The sequence below is a fragment of the Acinetobacter sp. genome (genome assembly GCF_036659555.1).
Lineage (GTDB): Bacteria > Pseudomonadota > Gammaproteobacteria > Pseudomonadales > Moraxellaceae > Acinetobacter.
Genome location: NZ_JAVXCI010000018.1, coordinates 23218 through 36183, shown reverse-complemented (window position 1 = coordinate 36183; position 12966 = coordinate 23218). Strand labels below are relative to the sequence as shown.

13 protein-coding genes are annotated in these 12966 nt (G+C 53.4%); 1 reads left to right on the top strand and 12 read right to left on the bottom strand.

What is annotated here, in order from left to right; all coding sequences use genetic code 11:
• Positions 1–289: 289 nt before the first annotated feature.
• From pcaD to RSA72_RS04155, 12 genes are all read right to left on the bottom strand, one after another.
• Positions 290–1069, bottom strand: coding sequence for a 3-oxoadipate enol-lactonase (gene pcaD, locus RSA72_RS04210; RefSeq protein ID WP_332624399.1), 780 nt, complete (start codon positions 1067–1069; stop codon positions 290–292).
• A gap of 74 nt (positions 1070–1143) precedes the next feature.
• Entirely contained in the window at positions 1144–2349 is a 1206-nt protein-coding gene (gene pcaF / locus RSA72_RS04205; RefSeq protein ID WP_332624398.1) for a 3-oxoadipyl-CoA thiolase, read from the bottom strand.
• Between the two features lie 191 nt (positions 2350–2540).
• Positions 2541–3194: a 3-oxoacid CoA-transferase subunit B gene (locus tag RSA72_RS04200; RefSeq protein ID WP_332624397.1), complete on the bottom strand. Its 654-nt coding sequence runs from the start codon at positions 3192–3194 to the stop codon at positions 2541–2543.
• 18 nt (positions 3195–3212) lie between these two features.
• Positions 3213–3899, bottom strand: coding sequence for a 3-oxoacid CoA-transferase subunit A (locus tag RSA72_RS04195; RefSeq protein ID WP_332624396.1), 687 nt, complete (start codon positions 3897–3899; stop codon positions 3213–3215).
• Positions 3900–3926: 27 nt separating this feature from the next.
• Complete coding sequence (gene benE / locus RSA72_RS04190; RefSeq protein ID WP_332632790.1) at positions 3927–5147, bottom strand: benzoate/H(+) symporter BenE; 1221 nt, start codon at positions 5145–5147, stop codon at positions 3927–3929.
• Positions 5148–5212: 65 nt separating this feature from the next.
• The gene (locus tag RSA72_RS04185; protein ID WP_332624649.1) at positions 5213–5998 is read right to left on the bottom strand and encodes a 1,6-dihydroxycyclohexa-2,4-diene-1-carboxylate dehydrogenase; all 786 of its coding nucleotides are present in this window, start codon (positions 5996–5998) and stop codon (positions 5213–5215) included.
• A 20-nt stretch (positions 5999–6018) separates the two neighbouring features.
• Positions 6019–7035: a benzoate 1,2-dioxygenase electron transfer component BenC gene (benC, locus tag RSA72_RS04180; RefSeq protein ID WP_332624651.1), complete on the bottom strand. Its 1017-nt coding sequence runs from the start codon at positions 7033–7035 to the stop codon at positions 6019–6021.
• A 324-nt stretch (positions 7036–7359) separates the two neighbouring features.
• Positions 7360–7869, bottom strand: coding sequence for a benzoate 1,2-dioxygenase small subunit (gene benB, locus RSA72_RS04175; protein WP_332622625.1), 510 nt, complete (start codon positions 7867–7869; stop codon positions 7360–7362).
• Positions 7866–9263: a benzoate 1,2-dioxygenase large subunit gene (gene benA / locus RSA72_RS04170; protein ID WP_332622624.1), complete on the bottom strand. Its 1398-nt coding sequence runs from the start codon at positions 9261–9263 to the stop codon at positions 7866–7868. Before benA ends, benB begins: the two co-directional genes overlap by 4 nt.
• 79 nt (positions 9264–9342) lie before the next feature.
• Positions 9343–10263, bottom strand: coding sequence for a catechol 1,2-dioxygenase (gene catA, locus RSA72_RS04165; protein ID WP_332622623.1), 921 nt, complete (start codon positions 10261–10263; stop codon positions 9343–9345).
• 155 nt (positions 10264–10418) lie between these two features.
• Positions 10419–10709 (bottom strand): muconolactone Delta-isomerase, encoded by a 291-nt coding sequence (gene catC, locus RSA72_RS04160; RefSeq protein ID WP_332622622.1) that lies wholly within the window; start codon positions 10707–10709, stop codon positions 10419–10421.
• 24 nt (positions 10710–10733) lie between these two features.
• On the bottom strand, positions 10734–11843 hold the full coding sequence (locus RSA72_RS04155; RefSeq protein ID WP_332622621.1) for a muconate/chloromuconate family cycloisomerase: 1110 nt from the start codon (positions 11841–11843) through the stop codon (positions 10734–10736).
• A 115-nt stretch (positions 11844–11958) separates the two neighbouring features.
• Between RSA72_RS04155 and RSA72_RS04150 the strand changes: the two genes are divergently transcribed.
• Complete coding sequence (locus tag RSA72_RS04150) at positions 11959–12873, top strand: LysR family transcriptional regulator (RefSeq protein WP_068911495.1); 915 nt, start codon at positions 11959–11961, stop codon at positions 12871–12873.
• Positions 12874–12966 lie beyond the last annotated feature (93 nt).

Here is a 12966-nt window from a genome sequence, read left to right as displayed (position 1 = left end):
TCCGCGAAACCTGTTCACTTTCTGCACTTAAATAGTTTTGTTGCAAAAACAGTCCATTTCAAAGACCACATAGGTTGCGGATGACGTTTCTGCGTATCAAATAAATTCTAGAATTTAAAAAGAAAAAGCCAGTCAGTTTATTAACTGACTGGCATTACTTAAGCTTCGGCTTTTTTACGCTCCCGGAACGGCTGGTCTATGCTTTCTTCAGCATAATCCAGCCTATTTCTGCATTAGTCAGCGCATAAAAAAGCCTCACATGATGTGAGGCCCGCTATTGCACTGCAGTTTACTGGCGCAGAAAGCTGGATACAGCCTGATTGAATGCTTTGGGCTGTTCCAGATTGGAAATATGCGAAGCTTTAATTTCAAAAAGCGCGCTGCTGCGCACATGGTTCACAATGTACTGCGCATCTGCAACAGTGGTGACCGGGTCTTTTTGCCCAGCTACCACCAGCATCGGCACGGTAATTTCCTGCAGCAGCTGGCGTAAATCCGCTTTAGCCAAAGCCTCACAGCAGCTTGCATAACCTTCAGGGCTGCCAGTACCTAAGTCGTTACTCAAAGATTGCACAATTGCTGATTGGCTTTGGATAAAGGGCTCGGTAAACCAGCGCGAAGCTGCGGTTTCTGCAATCGGCTGCAGGCCTTGCTGGCGGACAAGGGCAGCCCGCTCATTCCAAGCCTGTTCTTGACCAATTTTAGCTGCAGTATTGCAGACAATCGCGCGGTTAAAGCGTTCCGGGTGATGAATGGCCAGCCATTGGCCAGTCAATCCGCCCATAGAAATGCCGCAGAAGCTGGCTTTCTGAATATTCAAATGATCCAGCAGATGAATCACATCCAGGCCCAATGCATCAAGGCTGTAAGGGCCTTTGGGCGCAGATGAACTGCCGTGTCCGCGGGTGTCGTAGCAGACCACAAAAAAATCTTTCTGAAAAAAATCAATTTGCGGCTGCCACATGCTGAATTTCGTCCCCAATGAATTGGAAAAGACGAGGGCCGGTTTGGCGCTGTCGCCGTAAGTCTGGTAATTGATTTCGGCATTGTTCGATGTAAATTTTGGCATTTTTTATCTCTCCATAAATCCTGCTTCAGTCCTTCCTTTGCACCGGGAAGGACTGAAGCAGGGAAAATCTGTTTTTATACACGCTCAATAATCAGGGCAATGCCTTGGCCAACGCCAATGCACATGGAGCACAGCGCATAGCGGCCTTGAATCAGTTCCAGCTGATTCAGCGCGGTTGTCACCAGACGTGCGCCGGATGCGCCCAGCGGGTGGCCAATGGCAATCGCGCCGCCGTTCGGGTTCACATGCGCAGCGCAGTCCGGCAGGCCCAAATCGCGGGTGACCGCCAGCGCCTGCGCCGCAAAGGCTTCATTCAGCTCAATCACGTCCATCTGCGCTAAAGTCAGGCCTGTTTGCTGCAGCAGTTTTTTGATTGCCGGCGCAGGGCCAAAGCCCATAATGCGCGGCTCCACGCCGACAGCGGCGGCGCCGACAATCTTGGCGCGGGCTTTCAGGCCGTATTTTTCCACCGCTTCATCTGAGGCAATCAGCAGGGCAGCTGCGCCGTCATTGATGCCCGAAGCATTGCCTGCAGTGACTGTACCGTCCGCCTTGACCACCGGCTTGAGCTTCGCCAAGCCTTCCGCCGTGGTGGATGCGCGCGGATGCTCATCGGCATCTACAATCACCGCTTCGCCTTTGCGCTGCGGAATTGCCACAGGGATGATTTCCTTAGAGAAGAAACCCTGCTGCTGCGATGCCGCCGTGCGCTTTTGGCTTTCTAAAGCGAATTTGTCCTGATCTGCGCGGCTGATGCCAAACTGTTCCGCCACGTTTTCCGCAGTCTGCGGCATGGTTTCCACGCCGTAGATTTCTTTCAGTTTCGGATTGATGAAGCGCCAGCCCATGGTGGTGTCTTCAAGCTTTTGGCTGCGGCCGTAGGCGGTTTCAGACTTGCCCATGACCAGCGGCGCACGCGACATTGACTCTACGCCGCCGGCAATAATCAGGTGCGCTTCGCCGGCTTTAATCGCGCGGGCAGCCATTGCCACAGCGTCCAGCGATGAACCGCAGAGCCGGTTCACTGTGGTTGCAGGCACCTGATGCGGCAGGCCCGCCAGCAGCGCGGACATGCGCCCGACATTGCGGTTGTCTTCGCCGGCCTGATTGGCGCAGCCGTAAATCACGTCATCGGCCTGTTTCCAGTCTACAGCCGGGTTGCGCTGCATTAAGGCCCTGATCGGCACAGCGCCCAAGTCGTCTGCGCGCACAGGCGCCAAGCCGCCGGCGTAGCGTCCAAAAGGGGTGCGGACCGCGTCAATGATGTATGCGTTTTTCATTGTGTATTTACTCATTATAGATAAAGAAAGCTCCTTCCTTTATGAAAGGCTGGGAGGAATTCAGTTCAAGCTAAGTGGCCCATTAAAACCTCCCTTAATGCTTCCTAAAAGGAAGGAAATTCTTAACCGCTGACCGACTCATGCCGCGGAAGCCCTTATTTTTAAAGCAGGGATGGAGCGAGAAGTTTTAATCAGCCCTGCGTTGCATCCGTCAGCTTCGCGCCGGTCAAAGCCTGCAGTTCAGCAAAGCTCAGCCCATCCACCTTTTCAATCACTTTCATGCCGTCCGGGCTGACATCAATCACGCACAGGTCGGTGTAAATGCGGTCTACGCACTTCAGGCCGGTCGCGGGATAAGTCAGCGCCTCCACAATTTTCGGTTCGCCTTTTTTAGTGATATGGTCGGTGGTGACAAAGACTTTTTTGGCGCCGACCGCCAAATCCATCGCGCCGCCGACCGCGGGAACCGCATCCGGCGCGCCGGTATGCCAGTTGGCCAAGTCGCCGTTTTCAGCCACCTGAAATGCGCCCAATACGCAGATATCCAAATGGCCGCCGCGCATCATTGCGAATGAATCGCCGTGATGGAAAAAGCTGCCGCCTTGAAGCAGGGTCACATATTCTTTGCCTGCATTGATCAGTTCCGGATCTTCTTCGCCGGCGGCCGGCGGCGGGCCGAAAGCCAGAAGGCCATTTTCAGAGTGCAAAAATACGTCTTTGTCTGCAGGCAGATAGCTGGAAATTTTGGTCGGCAGGCCGATGCCGAGGTTCACATAGGCGCCGTCTGGAATATCTTGCGCAACACGCTCAGCAATTTGATCACGGCTTAATTTTGTATAACTCATCTTTTTGTCCTCACGTGATTAAGCGGATTGCTCAAGTTTTTTTGTACCGACAGCAACCACGTGCTGTACAAAAATCCCTGGAGTAATGATGTGCTCCGGATCGAGTGTGCCAAGTTCCACCACTTCAGATACTTGGGCAATAGTGACATCGGCTGCCATGGCCATAATCGGGCCGAAGTTGCGCGCTGACTTGTTGTAGACCAAGTTGCCCCAGCGGTCGCCCTGATGCGCCTTGATTAAGGCAAAGTCGGCTTTGATGGGGTTTTCCAGCACAAAGTCCTTGCCTTCATAGTGCAGCGTCGGCTTGCCTTCCGCCAGCAGCGTGCCGAAGCCGGTCGGGGTATAGATTGGCCCCAAGCCCATGCCGGCTGCCTGAATGCGGCAGGCCAGATTGCCCTGCGGCACCAGTTCCAGTTCAATTTTTCCGGCGCGGTAAAGTTCATCAAAAACCCAGGAATCTGACTGGCGCGGGAAGGAGCAGATGATTTTGCGCACGGCGCCGGCTTTCAGCAGCTTGGCCAGGCCGTAATCGCCGTTGCCGGCATTGTTGTTGATGATGGTCAGGCCTTTGACACCCAGCTCAATCAGTCTGTCAATCAGTTCTGCAGGCTGGCCTGCCGTGCCGAAGCCGCCGATCATGACGGTGGAGCCATCCTTAATCTGTGAAAGCGCTTCGTTCAGCGAAGCAGTGCTTTTATCAATCATATGATTTCCTAATTTATGATGCGCCCGTTAACTTTTGGAGCTTTGAGTGGATGAGAGAGCCGCCGCCTCAGGTTCGCGCCTGCTCAGCACAAGGTGCGCGGCGATGCCGATGCAGATCCCCCAGAAAACCGAGCTAAGGCCTAGAAAATGCATGCCGGAAGCTGTAGCTAAAAAGGTGATCAGCGCCGCGTCGCGGTTGGCTTCATTTTTCATTGCCATTGAAATATTGGCGGCGATTGCGCCCAGCAGCGCCAAGCCTGCAAGCGCGGCGACCAGTTCCTTGGGCAGCAGGCTGAACAGCATGACGATGCTGCCGGCAAACAGGCCGCCTAAAATATAGAAAATGCCGTTGGCGATGCCGGCGATATAGCGTTTTTCTTTCAGCTCATGCGCATCTTTGCCCATGCACAAAGCCGCGGTAATTGACGCCAAGACAATGGTGATGCCGCCGACGCAGGCGACAGCCAAAGAGGCCATGCTGGTGGCGGCGATAATCGGTTTGGCGGGCGTGTCATAGCCGCTGAGCTTCATAATGGCCATGCCGGGCAGGAACTGCCCCGACAGGCTGACCAGAATGAGTGGCAGGGCGAGATTCAGGGTGGAATTCCATGTCCATTCAGGCGCAATCAGCTGCGGCATGGCTAAGCTGAAACTGAGCTCAACCGGGTTGATTTTGCCTAGAGCCATGCTCAGGGCAACGCCCGCCAGCAGCACCCAGATCATGGCATAGCGCGGCGCAAGGCACTTGGCCAGCAGGAACACGGCCAGCATGCCGAATACAATTGCCGGCATGCTGTCGGTTGCGGTGAACAGCCCAAGGCCGAACTGAAATAAAATTCCAGCCATCATGGCGGCGGCTACATCCTGCGGAATCCATTTCAATAATTTGTCAAAATAGCCGCTGACGCCAATCAGAAAAATCACAATGGCTGAGGTGATATAGGCCGCCACAGCTTCATTCAGTGAAATAGCCGGAAACAGCGTGACGAGCAGCGCTGTGCCGGGCGCAGACCACGCGGTAATCACCGGCGTTTTATAGCGGATCGAAAGATAAATGCCGGCCGCCGCTGCGCCAATAGAAATGCCCCAGATCCATGAAATCATCATGGCGCTGGAAACATTGGCTTTTTGCGCAGCCTGAAAAAAAATCACCAGCGGCCCGGCATAAGAAATCAGCACGGCTAGAAATCCTGCAGCCGTGGCTGAAATTGACCAGTCATCCTTCAAGGTCTTTAACAGGTCTGCCATTGGCATTGCCTCCATGCGGTGTGTTCAATGATCCTGCTGAAAAAAGTAAAGCGCTGATCCGGCAGCTAGCCCTGATCGCCGCCGCCCACAGGCACCACCGTGCCGGTCATATAGGAAGATTCATCCGAAGCCAGGAACAGAATGGCATTCACCTGTTCCTGAATGGTGCCGTAGCGCCCAAGGAACGTGCGGTCAATGGTCTGATCCACCACTTGCTGCATCCACGCCTGTTCATGTTCAGACAGCGGGCTGGCGTTGCGCGGCACTTTGCGCGGCGGCGCCTCTGTGCCGCCGGTGGCCACTGCATTGACCCGGATGCCGTCTTTGGCATGCTCAAAGGCGAGGGCAGCCGTTAAGCCATTCACGCCGCCTTTAGACGCCGAATACGGCACGCGGTTAATGCCGCGTGTGGCAATCGAAGATACATTGACGATTGTGCCTTTTTGATTCTTGATCATTTCCGGCAATACCGCGCGGCAGCACCACAGCGCCGGAAACAGCGAACGGCTGACTTCTTTAATGATTTCCTGTCCAGAAAACTCCTGAAAAGGCTTCATCCAGATCGCGCCGCCGACATTATTGATGAGGGCGTCAATCCGGCCATAGCTTGCTGCCGCTTTGGCCGCCACAGACTGCGCGCCGGCAAAAGTTTCCAAATCGGCCCGGATGCTGACGGCATCGCCGCCGGCAGCCAGAATTTCCGCAAGCACATCTTCCACATAGGCCGAAAGGTCGGCAAGGACGACTTGGGCGCCTTCCGCTGCCGCCTGCAGGGCAACCCCGCGGCCGATGCCTTGGGCTGCGCCGGTAACAATAATTACTTTATTTTGAAATCTTTGACGCTCTGACATTTTGCTGATTCTCCTTATTTTCAATTCGCAGAGAATTTTTCAAACAGGAAGTTCGCCGGCTTGACGCCTTCCGCATCCAGCCAGCCGCGCACGGCTTCAACCATCGGCACCGGGCCGCACAGGTAAATATCGACATCGCCACTGTTCAGCCAGTCTGTGTCGACATGGCCGGTGACATAGCCTTTGCGCTCATGCGCCGATTCAGGGTTAGCGACCACGGTGCGGTATTCAAACCAAGGCAATTTGTTTTGCAGTTCATCCAGTTTTTCTTTGGCCACCAGGTCAAAGTCATTGGTCACGCCAAAAATCAGGCGGACAGGGTGCGCAGCGCCTTTTTCTTCCAGCACCTGCAGCATGGACATGAACGGCGCAATGCCTGTGCCGCCTGCCAGCATGACCACCGGGCGCACAACATTGCGCAGGTAAAAGCTGCCGAATGGGCCTTTGAAGGTCATTTTGTCGCCGGCTTTGGCGTTTGCGCTTAAGAAGCCGCTCATTTTGCCATTCGGCACGTTGCGCACGACAAAGCCGGTCAAGCTGCTGCCGGGTTTGGAGCTGAATGAATAGGAGCGGGTTTCTGCCGTTCCGGGAATGCCGACATTGACATACTGGCCTGCAAGGAAGTTGATTTCCGGCTGGCCTTCATCCAGCTGAATATCAAAAGTAATGGTGGAATCGGACAGATTTTCTACCCGTGACAGCGTGCCTTGGAACTCATGAATTTCGGTCTTGCAGACATCGGAAGAGGCCTGAATCTGAAAAACCGCATCTGAAGTCGGGCGGCACTGGCAGGCCAGAATATAGCCTTGCCCGGCTTCTTCCGGCGTTAATGCATCTTCAATATAGGTTTCTTCAGGCATGTCATAAGAGCCGGATTCGCAGAATGCGCGGCAGGTGCCGCATGCGCCGTCGCGGCAGTCCAATGGAATATTGATTTTCTGACGGTAGGCAGCGTCAGATAAAGATTCACCTTGAGCTACGCTGATAAAGCGCGTCACGCCATCTTCAAATTGAAGTGCAACATTGTGGTTTGACATGGCTGAATATCCTTTTAAATTCTTTAAAACATTGCGCCTTTCAGCCAAATTTCCTGCTGGCTGAAAGGCAGACCTTGCTGCAGAAAACTGCAGTCTTAGAGGTGATGCTGATCAGTTAAGCGTAATTTTATTATTACTGATTGATAAATCTCCCCTAACCCTGAGCCATATATGGCGCAAGGAAAAAGAGGGGGATGAACAGCATTGCTGTGCAAGGAATTCAAGACTGTATTGAATTTCAAAATACTCCCTCCTTTGAAAAAGGTGAGCAGCACTGCTGCGCAAGGGGAGGATTAAAAATACTTAACTGACTGGCAGTAAATCCTAGAGGTGGTAAATATCAATAACCTGATTGATGTAATCGTTTTTCAGCACCACATACTTGCTTAAAATTTTCGGCTCTGCGCCTGAAAAATCAATAACATAGCGTGATGTACCGAAATAGCTGTAATTAGTCTTGTAGCGGAAGCTTAAGGTATTCCAGTTGAAGCGCACCGTTGCCTGATTGCCGTCACGCTCAATAATTTCAATATTGCAGATGTTGTGGCTGGTGCGGGTGTCCGGCATGGTGGCGGAAGAACGCTCGGTTTTAATCCGGAACACCCGGTCTTCCAGGCCTTGGCGGTCTGGGTAATAAATCAGGGAAATTTCCGACTGCGGGTCTTCAGTTAAGCGGTCATCATCATCCCAAGCCGGCATCCAGAAAGAGGCTGAAGGCGCATAGCACTGCAGCCAGTCATCCCACTGCTCATCATCCAGAAAGCGCGCTTCGCGGTAGAGGAACTGGGCAATGCTTTCAAGCGAAATGGTGTCTTGCTGAATTAGAGCATTCATGCGCTTTCTCCCATGGCTGCGGCTTCTGATTCGGCAAGTTCTTTCTCAGCTTGAATGGCTTTTTTCATCATCTGCAGCCAGTATTGATGCTGCGCCAAATACAGGCCTTCATCTTCAGTTTTAATGCCGCTGAGCACCGGCTTTAAGCCGATTTCATTGGCAGCCTCATCCGGCCCGTGAATCCAGTGTTTTGAGCCGCGGCACATATCGTTCCATTCCAGCTCAATGCCTGCATAGCCGGCCTGGCAGGCGCGGAATTCTTCCAAGTCATCCGGCGTGGCCATGCCTGAGGCATTGAAGAAGTCTTCATACTGGCGGATGCGGCGCGCGCGCGCTTCCGGCGCTTCGCCTACCGGGGCGATGCAGTAAATGGTCACTTCAGTTTTATTGACCGAGATCGGGCGCAGCACGCGGATTTGCGAGCCGAACTGATCCATCAGGTAAACGTTTGGATACAGGCACAGGTTGCGCGAGCGCTCAATCATCCATTTTGACATTGGCGCGCCAAAGGCAGCGGTATATTCACCGGCTTTGCTGAAATTCGGGCGGTCTTCAGGGTTGGCCCACTGCGTCCACAGCAGCATGTGGCCGTGTTCAAAGCCGTAAGAGCCGCCGCCTTGCTTGCCCCATGAACCGGCGCTCATTGCGCGGATATTGTCCGCCGCCTGCGCCTCTTTGCGGTGCTGCGTTGTGGCGGCGTAGTTCCAGTGCACGGCGGAAACGTGATAGCCGTCCGCGCCATTTTCAGCCGTCAGCTTCCAGTTGCCTTCATAGGTGTAAGTCGAAGATCCGCGCAGCACTTCCAGCCCCTGATCGGACTGGCCGGCAATCATGTCAATGATTTTCGCGGTTTCGCCGAGGAATTCCGCCAAAGACGGCACATCCGGATTCAGGCTGCCGAATAGGAAGCCTTGATAGCTTTCAAAGCGCGCGACTTTCTTCAGGTCGTGTGAACCGTCCTGATTAAAGCAGTCTGAGTAGCCCGCATCACTTGGGTCTTTAACTTTCAGCAGCTTGCCTGAGTTGTTGAACGTCCAGCCGTGGAACGGGCAGGTATAGGTCGCTTTGTTGCCTTTTTTATGCCGGCACAGCTGCGCGCCGCGGTGCGAGCAGGCGTTGATCATGGCATTCAGTTCGCCATTGCGGTTGCGCGCAATGATGACCGGCTGGCGGCCAATATGCGTGGTATAGAAATCGTTGTTGTTTGGAATTTGGCTCTCGTGCGCCAAGTATACCCAGTTTCCTTCAAAGATGTATTTCATCTCCAGGTCAAAGAGGGCTTGATCTGTAAATACAGAACGGTGAAGCTTAAATTCGCCGCTGTCATAATCGTCGACTAAAAGTTCGTCAATACGATCGAGGTGGCTGGTATTAATTACTGGAATACGAGGCATGTCCGTTCTCCGACTTTCCAAATGAGAGGAAGTCACTGAAATGATGCGCGGGGCATGCATTTCAGTTCCATTGGGTTTATTAAGCGCTTGCGCGGCGGCGGTCCACTTCGGTGCTTGGCGCAGCCTGCTGCTCTTTCACCAGTTCAACATTGAAGCTGATGTGCTTGAATGGCTGGCTTAAGCCGCGGCGGGCAATTTCAGCTTCATCGGTGACGTCAGCTGCTGTGGCTACAAGGCCGTCACGGGTTGCAAACGCAAAGTCGTCCCAAAGGTATTTGTCGCCTTCAATGTTGAATTGCGTGGTCAGTTTGCGGTAGCCCGGCGCAGAAACGAAATAATGCACATGGGAAGGGCGGTTGCCGTGGCGGCCCAGCTTGTTCAGGACAAACTGCGTGGTGCCTTGCGGCGGGCAGCCGTAGCCAACCGGCATGGTGGTTTGCGCAACATATTTGCCGTCCTGATCTGACAGGATGGTGCGGCGCAGATTGAACTCAGACTGCGACTTATCAAAGAACGAGTAGTTGCCGAAGCTGTTGGCATGCCAAACTTCAACTTTCGCGCCTTCAATGATGCTGCCGTCAGTATCGGTAACCGTGCCTTCAATGAACAATGTCGGAATTTTGCCTTCTTCCGCGCCGTCATCCATGCGCGCAAAACCGGTTAATTCAGGCGCGCCCGCAACATACAGCGGGCCTTCAATCGTGCGCGGCGTGCCGCCTGTAATGCCGGCTTTGGCATCGGCTTCATCGGCGCGCAAATCCAAATAATGCTCTAAGCCCAGGCCTGCGGCCAAAAGGCCCAGTTCGTTGGCCTGTCCGGCATCGGTAAAGTATTCAAGGCCTTTCCACAGTTCGCTTTGTGAAATATCAAGGTCTTCAATCGCCTGAAATAAATCGCCCAATAAGCGGACGGTGATCTGCTGCACACGCGCATCAACCGGGCCGGTTGCGGTGTCCACATTCATGGTTTTGACCAGTGCATCAATTTGCTGACGGTTCATACTATTGCTCCTTAAGTATGCTTTCATTTTGGTGGCTGGCTTTCTCTTTGCTCTGCTGAGAAAATTGGCTGCCACGGTCCTTGTTTAATTGCCCTTGGAATGCTGTTTTTTTTGATGCTGCCGGCGCTCTCCGGCAGCATCAAAAGCGTTCAAAATCAGCTGTCATCTTCACGGACAGATGATGGGTGGCGGTTCAGCGCCATCACTTCGATGTTCATGTAGGGATACAGCGGCAGGCCCTGCAGAATGCTGTGCAGCTCTTCATTGCTGGCCACATCAAAAATGCTGATGTTGGAATACTGCCCGGTAATGCGCCAGATGTGGCGCCATTTGCCTTGACGCTGCAAATTTTGTGAATAGGCCTTTTCAACAGCCTTAATTTCATTGGCTTTTTCTGCCGGCATATCGAATGGAATGTTTACATCCATGCGGACTTGGAAAAGCATGTGAAGCTCCTTATTTCGGCCCGCTCAGCTGCGGCGCAAGTTGTCAAGTTTGTCTTCATCCAGTTCAATGCCTAGGCCGGCCCGTTGAGGAACAGCCAGTTCAAAGTTCCGGTATTGAAGCGGGGTCTTTAAAATTTCTTCAGTCAGCAGCAGCGGGCCGAATAGCTCCGTGCCGTAAGCCAGGCTTTCAAAGGTTGAAAAGGCATGCGCGGAAGCAATGGTGCCGACCGGGCCTTCCAGCATGGTGCCGCCGTACAGGTCAATGCCCGCCAGTTTGGCAATTTTGCCCACTTCACAGCCTTCAATCAGGCCGCCGGACTGCGCAACTTTGACCGCAAAAACTGAGGCTGCGTTGCGCTTTGCCAAGTGATACGCGCTGTGCGGCCCCATCAGCGATTCATCCGCCATAATGGCGATATCAAACTTGCGGGTCAGGCGCTCCATGGCGTCAATATTGTCAATTGCGCAAGGCTGTTCAATCAGGTCCACGCCGCCATTCTGCAGCAGGGCAATGCCCTTAACCGCTTCCAGCTCTGACCAGGCGCGGTTGACATCCACGCGGATTGAAATGTCCTTGCCCAGCGCCTGCTTGATTGCCAGCACGTGTTCCACATCGGCTTCTACGGCGCGCGAGCCGATTTTCAGCTTGAAAATATTGTGGCGCTGGGCTGCAATCATTTTCTGCGCTTCCGCAATGTCTTTGCCGGTATCGCCGGAAGCCAGCACCCACAGCACCGGAATGCTGTCCCGCAGGCGGCCGCCTAATACCTCGCTTAAAGGCTGGCCTAAGCGCTTGGCCTGAATGTCCAGCAGCGCGGTTTGAACCGCGCATTTGGCGAAGCGGTTGCCGTTGATGTTGCGCTTAATGGCCTGCATGGTTTGCGCAACATTCAGGCCTTTTAAAGATTTCAGCAGCGGCGCAAAATAAGTTTCAATATTGGCCTTTACACTTTCAGGGCTTTCTTCGCCGTAGCCCAGGCCGCCAATTGTGGTGGCTTCGCCCCAGCCGGCCAGCCCATCTTCAGCGGTGATTTTTACTAAGACGAGAGTTTGAGTCTGCATGGTCGCCACAGCCATTTTGTGCGGGCGGATGGTCGGAATTTCGACGAGCAAAGTTTCAACTGATTTATACATCTTGAACTCTTCTTGGTCTTGCCTAATGTGTCTCTTGTGATATACCTTAAAAGAATAGTATTTGACTGTCGAAGATCAAATTCGCATTTTTATATATCTAAAAGGTATTGAAGCCATGGAACTTAGACACCTCCGTTATTACGCAGCCGTGGTAGAAGAGCAAAGCTTTACCAAGGCGGCTGAGCGCCTTTTCATCGCCCAGCCGCCTTTAAGCCGGCAAATTCAGAACCTTGAAGCGGAACTTGGCATACAGCTGTTTGAGCGCGGCAGCCGGCCGCTGAAAACGACGGAAGCGGGGCAGTTCTTCTATCAGCACGCCGTTAAACTTTTGTCTAATGCCGAAGAGATTAAAGCCATGACGCAGCGCATCGGCCTGGTCGAAAAAACCGTAACCATGGGTTTTGTCGGCTCGCTGCTGTACGGCCTGCTGCCTAAAATTGTGTATTTATTCCGCCAGCAGCACCCGAATTTGAAAATTGAACTGGTGGAAATGAGCACCAAAGACCAGATTCAGGCTTTAAAGGAAGGGCGGATTGATGTCGGCTTTGGCCGCCTGCGCATCTCAGACCCGGCCGTGCGCCGCGTGTTATTGCGGGAAGAGCCGCTGCTGGTGGCGGTGCATGCCAGCCATCCCTTTGCGCAGCAGCATCAGGGCGTCTATTTGGCCGATATTGTTGATGAAAACCTGTTTTTATATCCCAGCCAGCCCAAGCCGAATTTTTCCACGCAGGTCAGGCATCTGTTTTCCGAATACAGCCTGGACCCGAAAAGCTTAAAAGAAGTCCGTGAAATCCAGCTGGCGCTGGGCCTTGTGGCTGCCGGCGAAGGCATCTGCATTGTGCCGGACAGCGCCAAAACCATTCAGCTGCCGCATTTGCACTATATTCCTTTGCTGGATGACGGCGCCGTCAGCCCAATTTTTCTCGCCATCCGCGCGCTGGATGAAAGCGATGATATCCGCTCATTATTTGACTGCATCTATCAAGTTTATGACTTGGAAGCAATTGCATATGACAGGGCGGTTATTTAGCGCTTGAAATGCACCTGCCTTGGCAAGGGAAGCGCCCAGGCCAGCGCTGCGCAGCTTTAGTCATAGCCGTCATCGTCATCTTATAAAAAAGCG

Coding starts and splice junctions, on each gene's coding strand:
- pcaD (WP_332624399.1), bottom strand. CDS start 1,069: ATGCCAAAATTTACATCGAACAATGCCGAAATCAATTACCAGACTTAC.
- pcaF (WP_332624398.1), bottom strand. CDS start 2,349: ATGAAAAACGCATACATCATTGACGCGGTCCGCACCCCTTTTGGACGC.
- RSA72_RS04200 (WP_332624397.1), bottom strand. CDS start 3,194: ATGAGTTATACAAAATTAAGCCGTGATCAAATTGCTGAGCGTGTTGCG.
- RSA72_RS04195 (WP_332624396.1), bottom strand. CDS start 3,899: ATGATTGATAAAAGCACTGCTTCGCTGAACGAAGCGCTTTCACAGATT.
- benE (WP_332632790.1), bottom strand. CDS start 5,147: ATGGCAGACCTGTTAAAGACCTTGAAGGATGACTGGTCAATTTCAGCC.
- RSA72_RS04185 (WP_332624649.1), bottom strand. CDS start 5,998: ATGTCAGAGCGTCAAAGATTTCAAAATAAAGTAATTATTGTTACCGGC.
- benC (WP_332624651.1), bottom strand. CDS start 7,035: ATGTCAAACCACAATGTTGCACTTCAATTTGAAGATGGCGTGACGCGC.
- benB (WP_332622625.1), bottom strand. CDS start 7,869: ATGAATGCTCTAATTCAGCAAGACACCATTTCGCTTGAAAGCATTGCC.
- benA (WP_332622624.1), bottom strand. CDS start 9,263: ATGCCTCGTATTCCAGTAATTAATACCAGCCACCTCGATCGTATTGAC.
- catA (WP_332622623.1), bottom strand. CDS start 10,263: ATGAACCGTCAGCAAATTGATGCACTGGTCAAAACCATGAATGTGGAC.
- catC (WP_332622622.1), bottom strand. CDS start 10,709: ATGCTTTTCCAAGTCCGCATGGATGTAAACATTCCATTCGATATGCCG.
- RSA72_RS04155 (WP_332622621.1), bottom strand. CDS start 11,843: ATGTATAAATCAGTTGAAACTTTGCTCGTCGAAATTCCGACCATCCGC.
- RSA72_RS04150 (WP_068911495.1), top strand. CDS start 11,959: ATGGAACTTAGACACCTCCGTTATTACGCAGCCGTGGTAGAAGAGCAA.